This window comes from Herbaspirillum sp. GW822-FHT03A08, assembly GCF_058801885.1.
In genome coordinates, this window is sequence record NZ_JBXANR010000003.1 from 399740 (window position 1) to 415467 (window position 15728).

At 57.8% G+C, this 15728-nt stretch carries 16 protein-coding genes; 10 read left to right on the plus strand and 6 right to left on the minus strand.

The window, feature by feature from the left end; genetic code table 11:
- Positions 1 to 155 precede the first annotated feature (155 nt).
- From cysS to tilS, 4 genes are all read left to right on the plus strand, one after another.
- Positions 156 to 1553: a cysteine--tRNA ligase gene (gene cysS / locus AC1RN6_RS11010; RefSeq protein ID WP_493005254.1), complete on the plus strand. Its 1398-nt coding sequence runs from the start codon at positions 156 to 158 to the stop codon at positions 1551 to 1553.
- A gap of 5 nt (positions 1554 to 1558) precedes the next feature.
- Positions 1559 to 2203, plus strand: coding sequence for a DNA-3-methyladenine glycosylase family protein (locus AC1RN6_RS11015; protein WP_493005255.1), 645 nt, complete (start codon positions 1559 to 1561; stop codon positions 2201 to 2203).
- A gap of 112 nt (positions 2204 to 2315) precedes the next feature.
- The gene (locus AC1RN6_RS11020) at positions 2316 to 3296 is read left to right on the plus strand and encodes an acetyl-CoA carboxylase carboxyltransferase subunit alpha (RefSeq protein WP_050477205.1); all 981 of its coding nucleotides are present in this window, start codon (positions 2316 to 2318) and stop codon (positions 3294 to 3296) included.
- Between the two features lie 192 nt (positions 3297 to 3488).
- Entirely contained in the window at positions 3489 to 4940 is a 1452-nt protein-coding gene (gene tilS, locus AC1RN6_RS11025) for a tRNA lysidine(34) synthetase TilS (RefSeq protein WP_493005256.1), read from the plus strand.
- Between the two features lie 152 nt (positions 4941 to 5092).
- On the opposite strand, the gene AC1RN6_RS11030 is transcribed toward tilS, so the two are convergent.
- The 3 genes from AC1RN6_RS11030 to AC1RN6_RS11040 form a co-directional block, all read right to left on the minus strand.
- Positions 5093 to 5344 (minus strand): hypothetical protein, encoded by a 252-nt coding sequence (locus tag AC1RN6_RS11030; RefSeq protein ID WP_493005258.1) that lies wholly within the window; start codon positions 5342 to 5344, stop codon positions 5093 to 5095.
- A gap of 97 nt (positions 5345 to 5441) precedes the next feature.
- On the minus strand, positions 5442 to 5693 hold the full coding sequence (locus AC1RN6_RS11035; RefSeq protein ID WP_493005260.1) for a hypothetical protein: 252 nt from the start codon (positions 5691 to 5693) through the stop codon (positions 5442 to 5444).
- 184 nt (positions 5694 to 5877) lie between these two features.
- The gene (locus AC1RN6_RS11040) at positions 5878 to 6033 is read right to left on the minus strand and encodes a DUF3096 domain-containing protein (protein ID WP_007877342.1); all 156 of its coding nucleotides are present in this window, start codon (positions 6031 to 6033) and stop codon (positions 5878 to 5880) included.
- Between the two features lie 162 nt (positions 6034 to 6195).
- On the opposite strand from AC1RN6_RS11040, the gene AC1RN6_RS11045 reads away from it, so the two are divergent.
- Positions 6196 to 6831 carry a LysE family transporter gene (locus AC1RN6_RS11045; RefSeq protein ID WP_493005262.1) on the plus strand — a complete coding sequence of 212 codons (636 nt, stop codon included), beginning with the start codon at positions 6196 to 6198 and terminating at the stop codon, positions 6829 to 6831.
- A 173-nt stretch (positions 6832 to 7004) separates the two neighbouring features.
- Here the strand turns inward: AC1RN6_RS11045 and AC1RN6_RS11050 are convergent, their stop codons facing one another.
- Both AC1RN6_RS11050 and AC1RN6_RS11055 read right to left on the minus strand, forming a co-directional pair.
- Positions 7005 to 7310, minus strand: a complete 306-nt coding sequence (locus AC1RN6_RS11050) for a PsiF family protein (protein WP_493005263.1) — start codon at positions 7308 to 7310, stop codon at positions 7005 to 7007.
- A gap of 134 nt (positions 7311 to 7444) precedes the next feature.
- Complete coding sequence (locus AC1RN6_RS11055) at positions 7445 to 7837, minus strand: lysozyme inhibitor LprI family protein (protein WP_493005264.1); 393 nt, start codon at positions 7835 to 7837, stop codon at positions 7445 to 7447.
- A gap of 182 nt (positions 7838 to 8019) precedes the next feature.
- On the opposite strand from AC1RN6_RS11055, the gene AC1RN6_RS11060 reads away from it, so the two are divergent.
- The 5 genes from AC1RN6_RS11060 (at position 8020) to AC1RN6_RS11080 (ending at position 14237) form a co-directional block, all read left to right on the plus strand.
- Positions 8020 to 8376 carry a hypothetical protein gene (locus tag AC1RN6_RS11060; protein WP_493005265.1) on the plus strand — a complete coding sequence of 119 codons (357 nt, stop codon included), beginning with the start codon at positions 8020 to 8022 and terminating at the stop codon, positions 8374 to 8376.
- Positions 8377 to 8601: 225 nt separating this feature from the next.
- The gene (locus AC1RN6_RS11065) at positions 8602 to 9654 is read left to right on the plus strand and encodes an NAD(P)-dependent alcohol dehydrogenase (RefSeq protein WP_493005267.1); all 1053 of its coding nucleotides are present in this window, start codon (positions 8602 to 8604) and stop codon (positions 9652 to 9654) included.
- 108 nt (positions 9655 to 9762) lie between these two features.
- Positions 9763 to 12264 (plus strand): ABC transporter permease, encoded by a 2502-nt coding sequence (locus tag AC1RN6_RS11070; protein WP_493005269.1) that lies wholly within the window; start codon positions 9763 to 9765, stop codon positions 12262 to 12264.
- Between the two features lie 64 nt (positions 12265 to 12328).
- Complete coding sequence (locus AC1RN6_RS11075; RefSeq protein ID WP_493005270.1) at positions 12329 to 12730, plus strand: group II truncated hemoglobin; 402 nt, start codon at positions 12329 to 12331, stop codon at positions 12728 to 12730.
- Between the two features lie 31 nt (positions 12731 to 12761).
- Positions 12762 to 14237 carry a DNA recombination protein RmuC gene (locus AC1RN6_RS11080; protein ID WP_493005272.1) on the plus strand — a complete coding sequence of 492 codons (1476 nt, stop codon included), beginning with the start codon at positions 12762 to 12764 and terminating at the stop codon, positions 14235 to 14237.
- Positions 14238 to 14305: 68 nt separating this feature from the next.
- On the opposite strand, the gene AC1RN6_RS11085 is transcribed toward AC1RN6_RS11080, so the two are convergent.
- Positions 14306 to 15721 carry a coniferyl aldehyde dehydrogenase gene (locus tag AC1RN6_RS11085; RefSeq protein WP_493005274.1) on the minus strand — a complete coding sequence of 472 codons (1416 nt, stop codon included), beginning with the start codon at positions 15719 to 15721 and terminating at the stop codon, positions 14306 to 14308.
- Positions 15722 to 15728 lie beyond the last annotated feature (7 nt).

Sequence of the window (15728 nt, forward strand, 5' to 3'; positions counted from 1 at the left end):
AGGGTTTTGGCAATCGTGTTGTATTCATGTTGTTTACCGCTATAAAAGAATAAGCGCGGGCGCATTGAACCGTGCTGGCCGATGGCGATCAGCGCCGTCCCCTCAGCATGACGAAATACACTACGAATAACTGCCGGAACCGATATTTCCCATCCATGAGCAATCTGAAAATCTACAACACGCTGGCGCGTGATAAGCAGGTCTTTTCCCCAATCGAACCAGGCAAAGTCCGTCTTTACGTGTGCGGCATGACGGTCTACGACTATTGCCACCTTGGCCACGCGCGCGTGATGGTGGTGTTCGACATGGTGCAGCGCTGGCTGCGCGCGACCGGCTTTGACGTAACTTATGTGCGCAACATCACCGATATCGACGACAAGATCATTCATCGCGCCATCGAAAATCGCGAAACCATCGGCCAGCTGACCCAGCGTTTCATCGACGCCATGGACGAAGACTCGGCCGCGCTCGGCGTGCAAAGACCGGATCACGAGCCTCGTGCTACTGCCTACGTGCCGCAGATGCTGGAATTGATCCAGAAGCTGCAAAAGAACGGTCTGGCCTATCAGGGGAGCGACGGCGACGTGAACTATTCCGTACGCGATTTCCCGGGTTACGGAAAATTGTCCGGAAAATCTCTGGACGACCTGCGCGCCGGCGAGCGCGTCGACGTCAACACCGGCAAGCGCGATCCGCTCGACTTCGTCTTGTGGAAAGCCTCCAAGGAAAACGAACCCGCCGAAGTGAAATGGGACTCGCCCTGGGGCAAGGGACGTCCGGGCTGGCATATCGAATGTTCGGCCATGGCCAACGATTTGCTGGGTGATCATTTTGACATCCACGGTGGCGGCCAGGATTTGCAATTCCCGCATCATGAGAACGAAATCGCCCAGTCGGAAGGTGCGCACCAGCACGGCTTCGTCAATTATTGGATGCACAATGGATTTGTACGTGTCGACAATGAAAAAATGTCGAAATCGCTCGGCAATTTCTTTACCATTCGGGATGTGCTGAAAAAGTATGATCCTGAAGTGGTACGCTTTTTCATCCTGCGCGCGCACTATCGCAGCCCGCTGAATTATTCGGATGCGCATCTGGATGATGCACGGGTGGCCTTAACCAGGTTTTACACGGCATTGAAAGATGTCGCCGTAGACGATGTGGCGACGGTGGATCAGACTGAAGTGCATGCAGTACGTTTTGCCGAAGCGATGAATGATGATTTCAATACGCCGGTCGCGATTGCGGTATTGTTCGATCTCGCCAATGAAGTCAACAAGACCAAATCGCCTGCGCATGCACGGCAATTGAAGGCATTGGCCGGCGTTATCGGGTTGTTGCAGCGTCCGGCAGAGGATTTTCTGAAGGCCCGTGTCGGCGGTAATGCAGACGGACTTTCCGAAGCGGAGATTGAAGAAAAGATCGCGGCGCGCGTCGCCGCCAAAAAAGCTAAGAATTTCGCTGAAGCAGACGGCATCCGTGCCGAACTCGCTGCGGCAGGCGTGATTCTCGAAGACAAACCAGGCGGTCTTACCGAATGGCGACGAGGCTGACAAGAATGACAAAAAACAATCCGGCTGATCAGGCGATCAGCGTACCGGCGTACTGGGAGGACGCCAAGGCCGAGCTGATGAAGCGCGATCGCATCATGCGCAAGCTGATTCCGCAGTTCGGAGACTTGCAGCTGACCGGTCGCGGCGATGCGTTTACCACGCTGGCGCGCTCCATCATCGGCCAACAGATTTCCACCAAGACCGCGCAAGCGGTGTGGCAGCGTTTCCTGGAAGAATGTCCAAAATGCACGCCGTTGCAGGTTTTAAAGGCAGGCCCTGAGAATCTTGTCGCCTGCGGCCTGTCCAAACGCAAGGCGGAATACATTCTCGACCTCGCCAATCACTTCAAGGCCAAGACCGTCCATCCCGACAAATGGGCGGAGATGGAAGACGAAGACGTCATTGCCGAGATGCTGCAGATCCGCGGCCTGGGCCGCTGGACAGCCGAGATGTTTTTGATATTTAATCTGCTGCGACCGAATGTCCTGCCTCTGGATGATCCGGGGTTGCTCAAGGGCATCAGCAACAGTTATTTTTCCGGCGAACCGGTGTCGCGCAGCGATGCGCGCGAAGTCGCCGCCAATTGGGAGCCGTGGCGCACTGTTGCCACGTGGTATCTGTGGCGCAGCCTGGATTCCACTGCCTCCTGAAGAACTAGCCAAGCGGCTGCTGCGATCGCCATGTTGACGATGCGGCAACGCGAATAGGGCGGCGAGGGCTGTTATACTCCCGCCTGTTCATGAAAATGCGTAAAGGAATACGATGAGCAAGTCGACAACGACATTTCTGGGTTTCGAGCAGGCAATTGCCGAGCTGGACGCCAAAATCGAGGAGTTGCGCTTTGTGCAAGACGACTCGGCAGTCGATATCTCGGAAGAGATTGAGCGCCTGGTCAAGAAGAGCCAGCAACTGACCAAAGATATCTACGCCAAGCTGACCCCATGGCAAGTGTCGCAAATCGCACGTCATCCGCAGCGTCCCTACACCATGGACTACGTGAATGAAATCTTTACCGACTTTCACGAGTTGCACGGCGATCGTACTTACGCCGATGACTTGTCGATCGTTGGCGGTCTGGCGCGTTTCAACGGCCAGGCCTGCATGGTGATCGGTCACCAAAAGGGACGCGATACCAAAGAACGCGCCATGCGCAATTTCGGCATGCCGAAACCAGAAGGCTATCGCAAGGCCATGCGCCTGATGAAGGTCGCCGAAAAATTCAATCTGCCGATCTTTACCTTCGTCGACACGCCGGGCGCATTCCCGGGCATCGATGCGGAAGAGCGCGGCCAGTCCGAAGCGATCGGCCACAACCTCTACGTCATGGCTGAACTGAAAGTTCCGCTGATCGCCACCATCATCGGTGAAGGCGGTTCCGGCGGCGCGCTGGCGATTGCCGTCGGCGACTCGGTCCTGATGCTGCAATACGCGACGTATTCGGTGATCTCGCCGGAAGGCTGCGCATCGATCCTGTGGAAGACCGCCGACCGCGCCTCCGACGCCGCCGAAGCGCTCGGTCTGACTGCGCATCGTCTGAAGGCCATGGGCCTGATCGACAAGATCGTCAACGAACCGCTGGGCGGCGCCCATCGCGATCCTAAGCAAATGGCGTCGCTGCTCAAGCGCGCGCTGGCCGACACGCTGCGTCAGTTCCAGGGCGTCAAGACCAAGGAACTGATGGCGGCTCGTCACGAAAAGCTGATGAGCTACGGCAAGTTCAAGGAATTGAATACGCAAGAGTAAGACGCGTATGGCCGTGCAGTGAGCTGAGAAGGCATCGCCGTTCAGCAAACGCAGCAGGCACAGCAACATCCGCATGGCGGCATAAACTCTGGTTTGTGCCGCCATTGCAGTTTCTAAGCAGTGCGAATTTGTTGGCTGCGTATTGATCGCCTCGCTTGCAATTTCCATCTTCCGTTTGCACGAAAGCTCTACATGTCTGCCTCTGCCTCCTCCGGCGCCAAGCTCACCCTCGGGCAAGAACTGACGCAAGCATTGCAGGCGCTGGTTTCGGCCGGCAACGGCGATGCAGAGTTCTCTGCCGCGTTTTCCAGCGCATTCCCGGCGATCGCCATTGCTTATAGCGGCGGCCTGGATTCCAGCGTGCTGCTAGATCTTGCTGCCGTCTTTGCGCGCGAGCAAGGCGTGCGCCTGTTTGCGTTTCATATTCATCACGGCATCAGCGTCAACGCCGACAGCTGGCAGGAACATTGCCGTCGCCAATGTGAACAGGTCGGCGCCGTTTTCGATACGCGCAATATCGCGCTCAAGGACCTCGACAAGAGCGGCGTCGAAGAGGCCGCCCGCATCGGTCGCTATCACGCGCTCGGCGAGCTGTGCCGCGTGCATGGCGTCACCTTGCTGCTGACGGCGCATCATCAGGACGATCAGGCGGAAACCATCTTGCTGCAGCTGTTGCGCGGCTCCGGGGTGGCAGGGATGTCGGGTATGGATCAGGCCAATGCCGCAGCGAACTTGCTCGGCAATGATCGGCTGTTGCTGGCGCGGCCGTTGCTCAATGCATCACGTGCGCAGCTGGAACACTACGCTGAGGTGCAGTCGCTGCCGTTCGTCGATGACGAATCGAACAACGACACGCGCTATGTACGCAATGCTTTACGGCATCGGATCATGCCGGCGCTGGCCGAACTGTTTCCCGGTTTTCAGGAGCGCTTTACGCGTTCCGCCAGTCACGCGCAATCGGCGCAGCGCTTGCTGGTGACGCTCGCGCAGCAAGATCTGGTTGCGTGTCTGGATGGTGAATACCTGAGCGTGCCGGCCCTGCGCAAGCTCGACATTGATCGAATCGACAATCTCTTGCGGCACTGGTTTGCCTTGCGCAATTTGCGTATGCCTTCATCGGCATGGTTGCTGGAATTGCGCACGCAATTGCTGGAAGCGAAGTCCGATGCGCAATTGTGCGTCACGCATCCGGATTGCCATATCCGGCGTTATCGTGATCGTGTCTTTCTGACGCCGCGCCGTCCGGCCTTTGACGAGAATGCGGATCCATTGGAATTCGTCTGGCGCGGTGAGCCGAAACTGCATTTTCCGCACTTTGCCGGCAGCTTGTTTTTCGATGTCGCCGATGTGGGATTCGATGCGGGGTGGTTGCGCGAGCAGCAGTTGTCCGTGCGCCTGCGCAGCGGTGGCGAGCGCGTCAAGCTGGCGTGGAATCGTCCGACCAAGAGCGTCAAGTATCACTATCAGGCGATGGATATTCCTGCGTGGGAGCGTCCGTATTTGCCAATGGTGTTTGTCGGCGAGCAGATCTTGTACGCGGCGGGCATCGGTATGGATTACCATGCACAGCGTGAAACGATAGGCGGAGAGAGTGCCCCTCAGGAGGCGCGCATCGCTTTGCGATGGCAGGCAGATCTGAACTGACGTCGTCACATCGGATGCGCACCGGTAAGCAAGCGCAAACAGCTAACCGCAGACAACAAAACGGCTTGCCATGTTCAGTGGCAAGCCGTTTTGTTTTTACTCCCTGAGCTTTTATTTCACGGCATTCACGCCATGAGGATGTCTACCCAGACTTACTTAGTCTTGGCAGGAGCAGCATCAGTTGCAGGCTTGGCCGCGGGTGCTTCTGCAGCCTTTTCCTTCTTGGCAGTGTGCTTCACTTTCTTATGCTTGGCCGCATGTTCAGCCTTTGGTGCGGCTGTTGTCGCTGCTGGCGCCGTAGTTGCGGCTGGTGTTGCCGGAGCCGCAGGCGCGCCGGTTTGGGCGAACACTGGCAGAGCCAAAGCGGAGAGCAGGGTAGCGACGATGATGGATGTCGATTTCATGGTGGTTTTCCTTTAATAAGTTTCTTGAATCAAGCTGTTAGTTCAGCTCATGCGTGTTTGGTTGAGACTGCTTGTGCTTACTTACTCTTAGTTGCTCTTACTTGGTCTTGGCTGGAGCAGCTTCACTTGTCGAAGCAGGTTTGGCGGCTGTCGTTTCAGCGGCCTTCGCCTTCTTAGCAGTGTGCTTTGCCTTGGTGTGCTTGGCTGTTGCCTTCGGTGCTGCGGTTGCAGCAGCAGGCGTGGTCGCAGCAGGAGCGGCTGCTGGTGCGGCAGGCGCGCCGGTTTGAGCGAACACTGGCAGTGTCAGAGCGGAGAGCAGAGCAGCAACGATGATGGATTTCGAGTTCATGGCAATTTTCCTTAAAGAGAAGTTTTTCAGTCTCGGCGTTTGCTTGATCAGCTTGTTTGCTGCGCCTTACTTCCATTAACGAACCTGCCACCGAAGCGACGACGTCAAAGTGTTTCAAAAGATGTCATATTTGTAAGCGTCTGTTGCTGACGTTTTTCACCGCTCATTTGTTACTGGACGCGCATCATGAAAACGGCCATCCATGTGAACCGAACAAGCCGACCAGCCCGATCACGATCAGGTAGATGGCGATGATGAAGTTGAGCAGGCGCGGCATCACCAGGATCAGAATGCCGGCAATCAGCGCCACCAGCGGGCCGAAGGAAAGATGGATGTTCATGTCGTACTCCTTATTGATTTATTCGGATTCATTTTTAAATGGAACAACGATATCCGTCAGATGACAATCCGGCCGCGGAGTTCAGATCAGGCGAGCAGGTGTTTAGCGAATTGCTGCCGTAGTCCTTATAATGCTGGTCTGATTATTTGCTGAAAGTAGGGCATGGCTTTTCAAACGTGGTTTGCATTTTTTCTGGCGGCTTGCCTGATTGCTATCTCTCCCGGCTCGGGCGCAGTCTTGTCAATGAGTCATGGATTGAACTACGGCGTACGCAGAACCAGCGCCACGATTCTCGGCCTGGAAATCGCGCTGGTGCTGATTCTCGTGATTGCCGGCGCCGGCGTCGGTTCGCTGCTGGTGGCATCGGAAGCTGCTTTCAACACCATCAAGATTCTTGGCGCGGCCTATCTGATTTATCTCGGCTGGTCACAATGGCGCGCGCCGGTGCATATCGATGAAAAGAAAGCGGTGCGTCCGGTGGTCGCCACGGCTTGGTGGCAGCGCGCCATGACCGGTTTCCTGACCAATGCCACAAATCCGAAAGGTATCGTTTTCATGGTCGCGGTGTTGCCGCAGTTCATTAATCATGACCAGCCGCTGTGGCTGCAATTGCTTCTGATGGCGATCACCATGGTTGCTGTTGATCTGGTGGTGATGCATGGCTATGCCTTCGCGGCGAGCCGCATGCAACGCTTCTTCCGCGATGCGAAGGCGGTCAAGGTGCAGAACCGCTTTTTCGGAGGTGTGCTGATGCTGGTTGGTGCAGGCTTGTTCTTTTTCAAGCGCAGCCAGTCCTGAGCGGCGATGGTGTGCGAGTAATCACGTCGTAATCGCGGTCGTAGTCGCTTGGACAAAAAAAGCCCGTATGAGACAGAGTCTGATACGGGCTTTTTGCTGTGCGCCCGGCAGGCGGGCGCTGGTGCTGCAGAAATACGTGCCGAAGTGCCGGCGACGTATCGCATTACTTGCACTTACTTGTCTTTTTTCAAGCATTCTTTCATGAAGGCTTTGCGATCATCGCCTTTCTTGCCGGTGGCGTCCTTGTTGCAGCTCTTCATCTTGTCTTGTTGAGTCACTGGTGCGGCTGGCGCAGCAGGCTTGTTGGACAAACAATCTTTCATGAAAGCTTTACGCTCATCGCCTTTTTTACCGGTGGCGTCCTTGTTACAGGAGGTCATTTTGCTCTGTTGGGCCGTTTGCGCCATGGCGACAGGGCTGAACAGGAAGACGGGAGCGATGATGGTGACGGCGGCGATGGCGGCGAGCAGCTTTTTCATGGGTTTCTCCAATAAGGGATAACGTGGTTGGTGCGATTCTGATACCGTGTTCTGCGCTTTGAGGCATTACAGCATGAAATGTATTGCCTGCCTATGAACGTTTGCCAAACCGCCTGCGTTGACAGCCTCCAGGGCTAGCGTGGGCAAGTGATGTCGCCCTCGGGGCAGGACGACAGTGCTTTGAGCTCCTTGGTGCGTTCCTGGGTCTTCTGGGTCAGGCAGGATTGCAGCGCCATGCCGTGCGCCGAGCTGCCGGTGCCGGAACTGGCATACTTGCAGGAAAGATCGCGGTATTTGATCCATGCCAGCTGGACATCGCGGATCTGGTTTTGCTGAGCCTTATTGAGGCGATTACGGTAATCGATGTAGGTCTGGTTCAGTTCGGCATCGGCTTTGTTCAGCGCTTGCGAGCTGCATGCATCCATATCGCTTTGCGTCGTGGCCTTGTCGCAATCGAGTGCGTGGGCGGCGATGCTCAGTGTCGATAGTGATAGCAGGGCGGCAATGCGCCATAAAGATAATTTCATTTCTTTCCTCAACTTTGACTGGTGATGAGTGTCTACCCGATAGGCGACATTGGCAAGTTGTCTGCGAGCTGCAACGTGTAAATGTACAGGCATGCAGACTGGCGTCGGTGTCACTTGTACGACGCGGCAGGTTCTTAGAAGGTTCGTACTGTATTGAGTTCAATCAAAGATGGAGCAGAGAAATGTCAATTAACTGGATCGCAGCGCTCAAACTGATACCTTGGTCGGACGTCGTGCAGGCGACCCCTACGGTCGTCCAAGGCGCAAAAGACTTATGGTCCCGCACCAAGAGATCAAAGGCCAAAGCTGTTCGCACCGAAGAAGAAAATCCGGTCAAAGCCGGCAGTATCGAGGATCTGGCGCAACGCGTCGCCCAGCTGGAATCCGAGCAACTGGAAGCATCCGCCCTGATCAATACGCTCGCGGAACAAAACGCGCAGCTGGTCGCTGCATTGGACAATCTGCGGACGCGAATGAAGACGTTGTACGCCATATGCGTCTTGCTGGCGCTGGGCGGCGTCGCGCTGTGGCTGCGATAGCCGGCGTGCGGCGCGTGCATCGCATGGTGCCCGTCAGCAAGGATTTTTCAACAGGATTACCATAGCCGGGCGTTGTTATCCGCATCATCACCTCAACTTTGATCACCGTCACTGTTTCTCCTCCGGCAGCAGACTCAGGCTGCAAACTCGGTTTTATAGAAATTGCAGCAGCGCTGCCGTATTGTGCATGTCTTCCATCGGCCTCCCGAACAGAAAGGATTCATCATGTTGACATCCCTAGGTTATGCAGCGAAAACCGCAGAGTCCGCTCTCGCGCCTTACAAGTTTGAACGCCGCGATCCCGGCGCCCACGATGTGCAAATCGAGATCATGTATTGCGGCGTTTGCCATTCCGATCTTCATACAGCACGCAATGAATGGCACAACACGGTCTACCCGGTCGTGCCCGGCCATGAAATCATCGGCCGCGTCACCAAGGTCGGTTCCCACGTCAAGCAGTTCAAGGAAGGGCAAGTGGTCGGTGTCGGCTGTATGGTCGATTCCTGTCAATCCTGCGCCAGCTGCGCCGAAGGGCTGGAGCAATATTGTGAGAACGGTTTCACCGGCACTTATAACGCCGAGGAAAAACACATCGGCGGCGTAACCTACGGCGGTTACGCCAACAACATCGTGGTCAGCGAAAAATTCGTGCTGCATGTTTCCGAAAAACTCGATCCGGCAGCCGTTGCGCCTTTGTTGTGCGCAGGCATTACCACTTATTCGCCGCTGCGGCACTGGAAGGTCGGCAAGGGCCACAAGGTCGGCATCGTCGGTCTCGGCGGTCTTGGTCATATGGGCGTCAAGATCGCCCACGCCATGGGGGCACATGTCGTGCTCTTCACCACATCGCCGGGCAAGGCCGCGGATGCGCTAAAGCTCGGCGCCGACGAAGTCGTGATTTCAAAAGACGCCGATCAGATGGCGCAGCATCTGAACAGCTTCGACTTCATCCTCAACACCGTGGCGGCCCCGCATGACCTCGATGCCTTCATGGTGCTGCTCAAGCGCGACGGCACCATGACGCTGGTCGGCGTGCCTGAGCTGCCGCATCCTTCGCCATCGGTCGGCAACCTGATCTTCAAGCGCCGCCATCTGGCCGGCTCGCTCATCGGCGGCATCAAGGAAACGCAAGAGATGCTGGATTTCTGCGCCGAACATGACATCACCTCCGAGATCGAGATGATCAAGATCCAGGATATCAACACCGCCTATGAGCGCATGCTCAAAAGCGACGTCAAGTATCGTTTTGTGATCGATATGGCATCGCTGGCCGCCTGACGAGTTAAGACAGGATAGTGCTGCGGTGATGTGGCATGCGCTATCCTGTCGACAAATTTGCTTTCACTTCATTTCCGTTTCTTTACTTTCCTCCCGGGCAGGACCTGCATGTTTTCTTTATCGTTGCGTATGACGCGCCGTGACTGGCGCGCCGGCGAATTGCGTTTCCTTCTGATTGCCTTGATCGTCGCCGTCGCGGCCTTGTCCTCGGTCGGTTTTTTTGTCGATCGCATGCGCGCAGGATTGGTCCGGGACGCACATCAACTGCTGGGAGCCGATTTGCTGGTCGGAGCGGATCAACCCCTGCGGCCCGAGTGGCAGGACAAGGCGGTGCAGTCCAACCTTCACATGGCGCAAACCGTGGTTTTCCCCAGCATGGCGATCGCGGGCGAGGGGGATGTGGCGCGTTCCATCCTGTCGTCGATCAAGGCGGTCTCAGATGCTTACCCCTTGCGCGGCCAGCTCAAACTTGCCGATGCGGCAGGTGGTGTGGACCGCGTCGCTGACGGCGTGCCGCCGGCAGGCAGCGTCTGGGTCGATCCGAATATTCTCTCCGCTTTGCAGGTCAAGGTAGGCGACATGCTCAAGCTGGGCGACAAATCATTTCGCATTGCGGCGGCTATTGCTGTGGAGCCGGACCGCGGGAGTGCCTTCGTCAACTTTGCGCCGCGCGTGATGCTGGCCATGCCTGACCTTGCGGCGACCGGTCTGGTGCAATACGGTTCGCGTGTCACCTATCGTCTGCTGCTGTCCGGCACACCTGCATCTGTGCAGTCGTATCAGCAGTGGCTGCAAAAGACTATCGACGACAGCAACATCAAAGGCGTGCGCATCGAATCGTTGGAATCCGGTCGTCCCGAAATGCGCGCTACGCTGGATCGCGCCGAGCAATTCCTCTCGCTGGTCGGTTTGTTGTCGGCGCTGCTGGCGGCAGTCGCAGTGGCGATGGCAGCGCGCCGTTTCATGCTGCGCCATCTCGATGCCTGCGCCATGCTGCGTTGTTTCGGCATGACGCAAAATCAGGTCACGCTGATGTACCTGCAAGAATTCATTCTGGTCGGTCTGGTCGGTAGTGCGCTGGGTGTGCTGCTGGGCTTTGCCGCCCATTTCGTCTTGCTGGAATGGCTGGGGCGTTTCATGCCGACAGCCTTGCCGCCCGCCAGCTGGTGGCCGGCAGTACAGGGGATCGCGATTGGATTGCTGCTACTGGTGGGCTTCGCCTTGCCGCCGCTTTTGCAGCTGCGCAACGTGCCGCACAACCGGGTTATCCGGCGCGAATCGTCGGCGCCCAAAGCAATGAGCATCGCGACCTATATCCTGGGCGTGGCCGTCTTCACTGGTTTGTTGCTGTGGCAGGCGGGCGACGTCAAGCTGGGCGCCATGACGGCAGCGGGTTTCCTCGGCGGTTTCGCTTTGTTTGCGTTGATCGCGTGGGCTTGCCTCAAGAGCGTGCAGTCGTTGCGCGGCTTGTTAGATAACCAGAGCTGGCGGTTTGCGATTGACGGCCTGCAGCGCCGTCCGGGCGCCACCACGATGCAGATCGTCGCATTGGGATTGGGTTTGATGGCACTGCTGCTGCTCACGGTGATCCGTGGCGACCTGATCGGCGCATGGCGCCAGTCGACGCCGGCCGATGCACCGAATCGCTTCGTGATCAACATCCAGCCCGACCAGAAAGACATCGTCGAGCAAAAGCTGGTGCAGGAAGGATTGCAAAAGGTGCAGCTGTATCCGATGATCCGCGGTCGTCTGGTGCAGATCAACGGCAAACCGGTGACCAACGACACTTATCAGGAAGACCGCGCCAAGCGTCTGGTCGATCGCGAATTCAATCTGTCCACCATGCGCGACGTGCCGGCGCAAAACACGATTGTCGGCGGCAAATGGTACGACGACAGCAAGCCGGAAGCCTCGGTGGAAGAGGGCCTGGCAAAGACGCTCAAGCTGAAGCTGGGCGATCAGTTGCAGTTCGATATCGCAGGCCAGTTGGCGACCGTGCCGATCACGAGCATTCGCAAGCTGGAGTGGGGTTCGTTGCGTGTCAATTTCTTCGTGATCATCAATCCGGCGGCGATGAAAGACATGCCGCAGACCTGGATCACCGCCTTCCATTTGCCAGACGCCAAGGCGGGTCTCGGCAATGTGCTCACGCGCGACTATCCCAATCTGACGGTTGTCGATATCGGCAGCGTGCTCAAGCAGATTCAGGACATCGTCGACCAGGTGATTGCCGCAGTGGAATTCCTGTTTTTGTTCACGCTGACGGCCGGTGTGCTGGTCTTGTATGCCGCGCTGGTCGGCACTCAGGATGAGCGGGTACGCGAGGCCGGCTTGCTGCGTGCGCTGGGCGCCACGCGCAAGGAGCTGGCGAGAGCGCAGCGCATCGAGGTCATGCTGATCGGCAGCGTGGCCGGTTTGCTGGCTTCCAGCGGGGCCGCCGGCATCGGCTGGGCGCTGGCGCATTACGTGTTCGACTTCGAATGGAGCTTCAGCCCCTGGCTGTGGGTTACGGGCGGTGCGATCGGGATTGCCTGCGCGGTGTTTGGCGGCTGGGCCGGATTGCGTAGCGTTCTGGCAAGACCGCCGCTTCAGACCTTGCGCGAAGCATAAATATCGCCCGCAAAGACCGGGCTGAACGGGCAGCCGGACGGCAGCTGCGCTATCATCTCGGTCTATGCAAATTGAAGACCCCAATCAACCGACTGTCTACGACATGATCGGCGGCGCGGACAAGCTGCGCGAAATGGTGGATCGTTTTTACGATCTGATGGACCTTGAGCCGGAGTTCGCCGGCATCCGCGCGCTGCACCCACTCTCACTGGACGGATCGCGCGACAAAACCTACTGGTTCTTGTCCGGCTGGAGCGGTGGCCCCAATCTGTATATTGAGCGTTTCGGCCATCCTTTTTTGCGGGCTCGTCATTTGCCGTTCGCCATCGGTATTTCTGAACGCGATCAATGGCTGCGCTGCATGGCGTGGGCGATGGAAGACACCGGTCTCGACGAAACACTGCGCACCAGGCTGATGGAGTCTTTCTTCCAGACAGCCGACTGGATGAGAAACAAGCCTGAATAAGCGTTATTTGAAGCAATAATCAGAAACATACATGACACAAACTGAACTGATCCTCATCGCCCTCATAGCTGTCGGCATCGTGCTGCAAGTGCTGATCCTGATGCGCAGCCGCGGCGGCGTTGATATCGCCACGCCCCTGCAGCAGGTGAAAAGCGAACTGCAACGCCACCAGCAAGACCTGGCCGAACGCAGCGAACGCGAATTGCGCGAGCAGATGCAGAGTAATGCACAGAACACGCGCCAGGAACTCGGCAGCAATTTCGGCCAGTTGCAACAGACGCTGGCGGCGCAGATGACCAGCGTGGCGACCTTGCAGAACAACCAGATCGACAGCTTTGCTCAGCAACTGGTCAAGCTTAACGAGACCAATGCGCAGCAACTCGACGGCATGCGCCAGACCATGAATTTGCAGGCGCAAGCCAGCCGCGAAGAGCAGGCCGCTTCGCTCAAGCGTTTCGGCGACACGCTCAATCAGACGCTGTCTACGCTGACCGAATCTAACGCGCAGCGCATGGCGGAAGTACGCGCGACGCTGGAAGCGAAGATCAAAGACCTGCAGCTCGACAACGGCAATCGCCTTGAAGAGATGCGCAAAACCGTCGACGAAAAACTGCACGCGACATTGGAACAGCGTTTGGGCGAATCCTTCAAGCTGGTGTCCGACCGTCTCGACAAGGTGCATCAGGGCCTGGGCGAGATGCAGCAGCTGGCCATCGGCGTCGGCGATCTGAAGCGCGTTCTGACCAACGTCAAGACGCGCGGCACCTGGGGGGAAGTCCAACTGGAAATGCTGCTGGAACAAATGCTCACGCCCGATCAGTACGCCAAGAACGTCGAGACCGTACCCAACACCGGCGAGCGCGTCGAATTCGCCATCAAGCTGCCCGGCAACGACGACGGCGGCACGCCGGTCTGGATGCCGATCGACGCCAAATTCCCGAAAGAACAGTACGAACGCCTGGCAGAAGCCGCTGATCGTGCGGATGCTGAAGGCGTGGCGCAGGCAGGGCGCGAGCTGGAACGGGCAGTGCGGGGCGAAGCCAAAACCATCGCCGAAAAATATCTGTCGCCGCCACTTACTACCGACTTCGCGATTCTGTTCCTGCCGACCGAAGGTCTGTATGCCGAAGTCATGCGTCGTCCCGGCTTGTCGGATGATCTGCAGCGCACCCATCGCGTCAGCATCGCCGGTCCGTCGACTTTGTCTGCCTTGCTGAATAGCTTGCAGATGGGCTTCCGCACACTGGCGCTGGAAAAGCGTTCGTCGGAAGTGTGGCAAGTGCTGGGCGCAGTGAAGACCGAATTCACCAAGTTTGGCGACGTGCTGGCCGCAACCAAGAGCACGCTGGAACGCGCCGCCAAAAATATCGAGCAGGCCGAAACGCGGACCCGCCAGATGTCGCGCAAGCTGAAATCGGTAGAGGCTTTGCCGAGCGACACTGCGCAGAAGTTGCTGGGTACGGCAGAGCCGGAAGTCGACGGCGACGGTCAGAGCGAATTGCTGTAACTACAGTCTGTCGTCCCAGCGAAGGCCAGGACCCAGTGTCGTATGGGCCTTGTGAGACCGATAAAGACTCAGCGAATCAACAACTTCATCAACAGCGCAAACGCCTTGCCATAAGGCGGGCTGAACAGCCGCATCGCATTGATGCGGCTCTGTCTGAACACCGGCTTCATGTGTGAAAAACGCCGGAAGCCTTCTTCCCCATGATACGCACCGATGCCGGACGCGCCGACGCCACCGAAGGGCAAGTCCTCCTGCGCTATATGCAGCAGCGTGTCGTTGACGGTGACGCCGCCGGAGACGGTTTGTTGCAGCACCCGGTCAATGATGCGTGAGTCCTGATCGAATACATACAGCGCCAGCGGGCGCGGCCCGGCGTTGACTGCAGCAATGGCGTCGCCGATCTTTTCATAAGTGACCAGCGGCAGCAGCGGGCCGAAAATTTCTTCCTGCATGATGCGCGCATCGGCTGCGGCCTGCATCACCACAAGTGGCGGCAGCAGGCGCGTCGATGCGTGCGGCGCGCGTTGGCTCAGTGGAGTCAGCACTGCGCCACGCTGCTGGGCATCGCTGCACAGCAATGCCAGACGGTCGTAGTGGCGCTGATTGACGATGCTGGTGTAGTCGTCGGTGGGCAGGCGTTCGTCATTGAGGGACGGATAAATCCGCGCCACCACATCGCGCGCGCAATCGATGAAGGCTTGCTCGCGCCCTTTAGGCAGGAGTACATAGTCGGGAGCGATGCAGGTCTGGCCGGCGTTCAGCAACTTGCCGCTGATGATGCGCGTGACCGCATGGCGGAAGTCGGCGGACGGCCCGATGATGGCAGGCGACTTGCCGCCCAGTTCCAGTGTCACCGGCGTCAGGTTGGCGCTGGCGGCGCGCATGACTTCACGGCCAACAGCCGTCGAGCCGGTAAAGACCAGATGGTCGAAGGGCAGGGTGCAGAATTCTTGCGCCAGCGCGACGTCGCCATCACCGTCTCCATGAATGACGGCGATTTCATCGTCGGAAAAGGATTGCCGGATCAACTGATCGAACAGCGCGCCGAATGCAGGCGTGTATTCCGACAGTTTGATCATGGCCAGATTGCCGGCCGCAAGCGCGCAACTGAGCGGACCGATGGTCAGCAGCAGCGGGTAATTCCACGGTGTGATAATGCCGACGACACCCAGAGGCTGCGGTAGCAAGGTATTGCGCGCGGGCTTGTACCAGATGGACGTGCGCCGCGATTGCGGCTGCATCCAGATATGGCCGTGCGCCAGCGCATGATCGATGGCTTGCAGGCTGGTGAAGACTTCCAGGAATTGGGTTTCGTGCTGCGAGCGGTTGCCGAAGTCATGGCTGATGGCTGTGGCGACATCGTGCTTGTGGCGGATCAGCAGATGGCGCAGGCGCTGCAATCTGTCGCGGCGCAACTCCCATGAGACAGTTAATTCGGCACGCGCATGGTCGTGCAGTTGGCGAAAGCGCAAGGGCAGCGACATCGCCGGC

Coding starts and splice junctions, on each gene's coding strand:
- cysS (WP_493005254.1), top strand. CDS start 156: ATGAGCAATCTGAAAATCTACAACACGCTGGCGCGTGATAAGCAGGTC.
- AC1RN6_RS11015 (WP_493005255.1), top strand. CDS start 1,559: ATGACAAAAAACAATCCGGCTGATCAGGCGATCAGCGTACCGGCGTAC.
- AC1RN6_RS11020 (WP_050477205.1), top strand. CDS start 2,316: ATGAGCAAGTCGACAACGACATTTCTGGGTTTCGAGCAGGCAATTGCC.
- tilS (WP_493005256.1), top strand. CDS start 3,489: ATGTCTGCCTCTGCCTCCTCCGGCGCCAAGCTCACCCTCGGGCAAGAA.
- AC1RN6_RS11030 (WP_493005258.1), bottom strand. CDS start 5,344: ATGAAATCGACATCCATCATCGTCGCTACCCTGCTCTCCGCTTTGGCT.
- AC1RN6_RS11035 (WP_493005260.1), bottom strand. CDS start 5,693: ATGAACTCGAAATCCATCATCGTTGCTGCTCTGCTCTCCGCTCTGACA.
- AC1RN6_RS11040 (WP_007877342.1), bottom strand. CDS start 6,033: ATGAACATCCATCTTTCCTTCGGCCCGCTGGTGGCGCTGATTGCCGGC.
- AC1RN6_RS11045 (WP_493005262.1), top strand. CDS start 6,196: ATGGCTTTTCAAACGTGGTTTGCATTTTTTCTGGCGGCTTGCCTGATT.
- AC1RN6_RS11050 (WP_493005263.1), bottom strand. CDS start 7,310: ATGAAAAAGCTGCTCGCCGCCATCGCCGCCGTCACCATCATCGCTCCC.
- AC1RN6_RS11055 (WP_493005264.1), bottom strand. CDS start 7,837: ATGAAATTATCTTTATGGCGCATTGCCGCCCTGCTATCACTATCGACA.
- AC1RN6_RS11060 (WP_493005265.1), top strand. CDS start 8,020: ATGTCAATTAACTGGATCGCAGCGCTCAAACTGATACCTTGGTCGGAC.
- AC1RN6_RS11065 (WP_493005267.1), top strand. CDS start 8,602: ATGTTGACATCCCTAGGTTATGCAGCGAAAACCGCAGAGTCCGCTCTC.
- AC1RN6_RS11070 (WP_493005269.1), top strand. CDS start 9,763: ATGTTTTCTTTATCGTTGCGTATGACGCGCCGTGACTGGCGCGCCGGC.
- AC1RN6_RS11075 (WP_493005270.1), top strand. CDS start 12,329: ATGCAAATTGAAGACCCCAATCAACCGACTGTCTACGACATGATCGGC.
- AC1RN6_RS11080 (WP_493005272.1), top strand. CDS start 12,762: ATGACACAAACTGAACTGATCCTCATCGCCCTCATAGCTGTCGGCATC.
- AC1RN6_RS11085 (WP_493005274.1), bottom strand. CDS start 15,721: ATGTCGCTGCCCTTGCGCTTTCGCCAACTGCACGACCATGCGCGTGCC.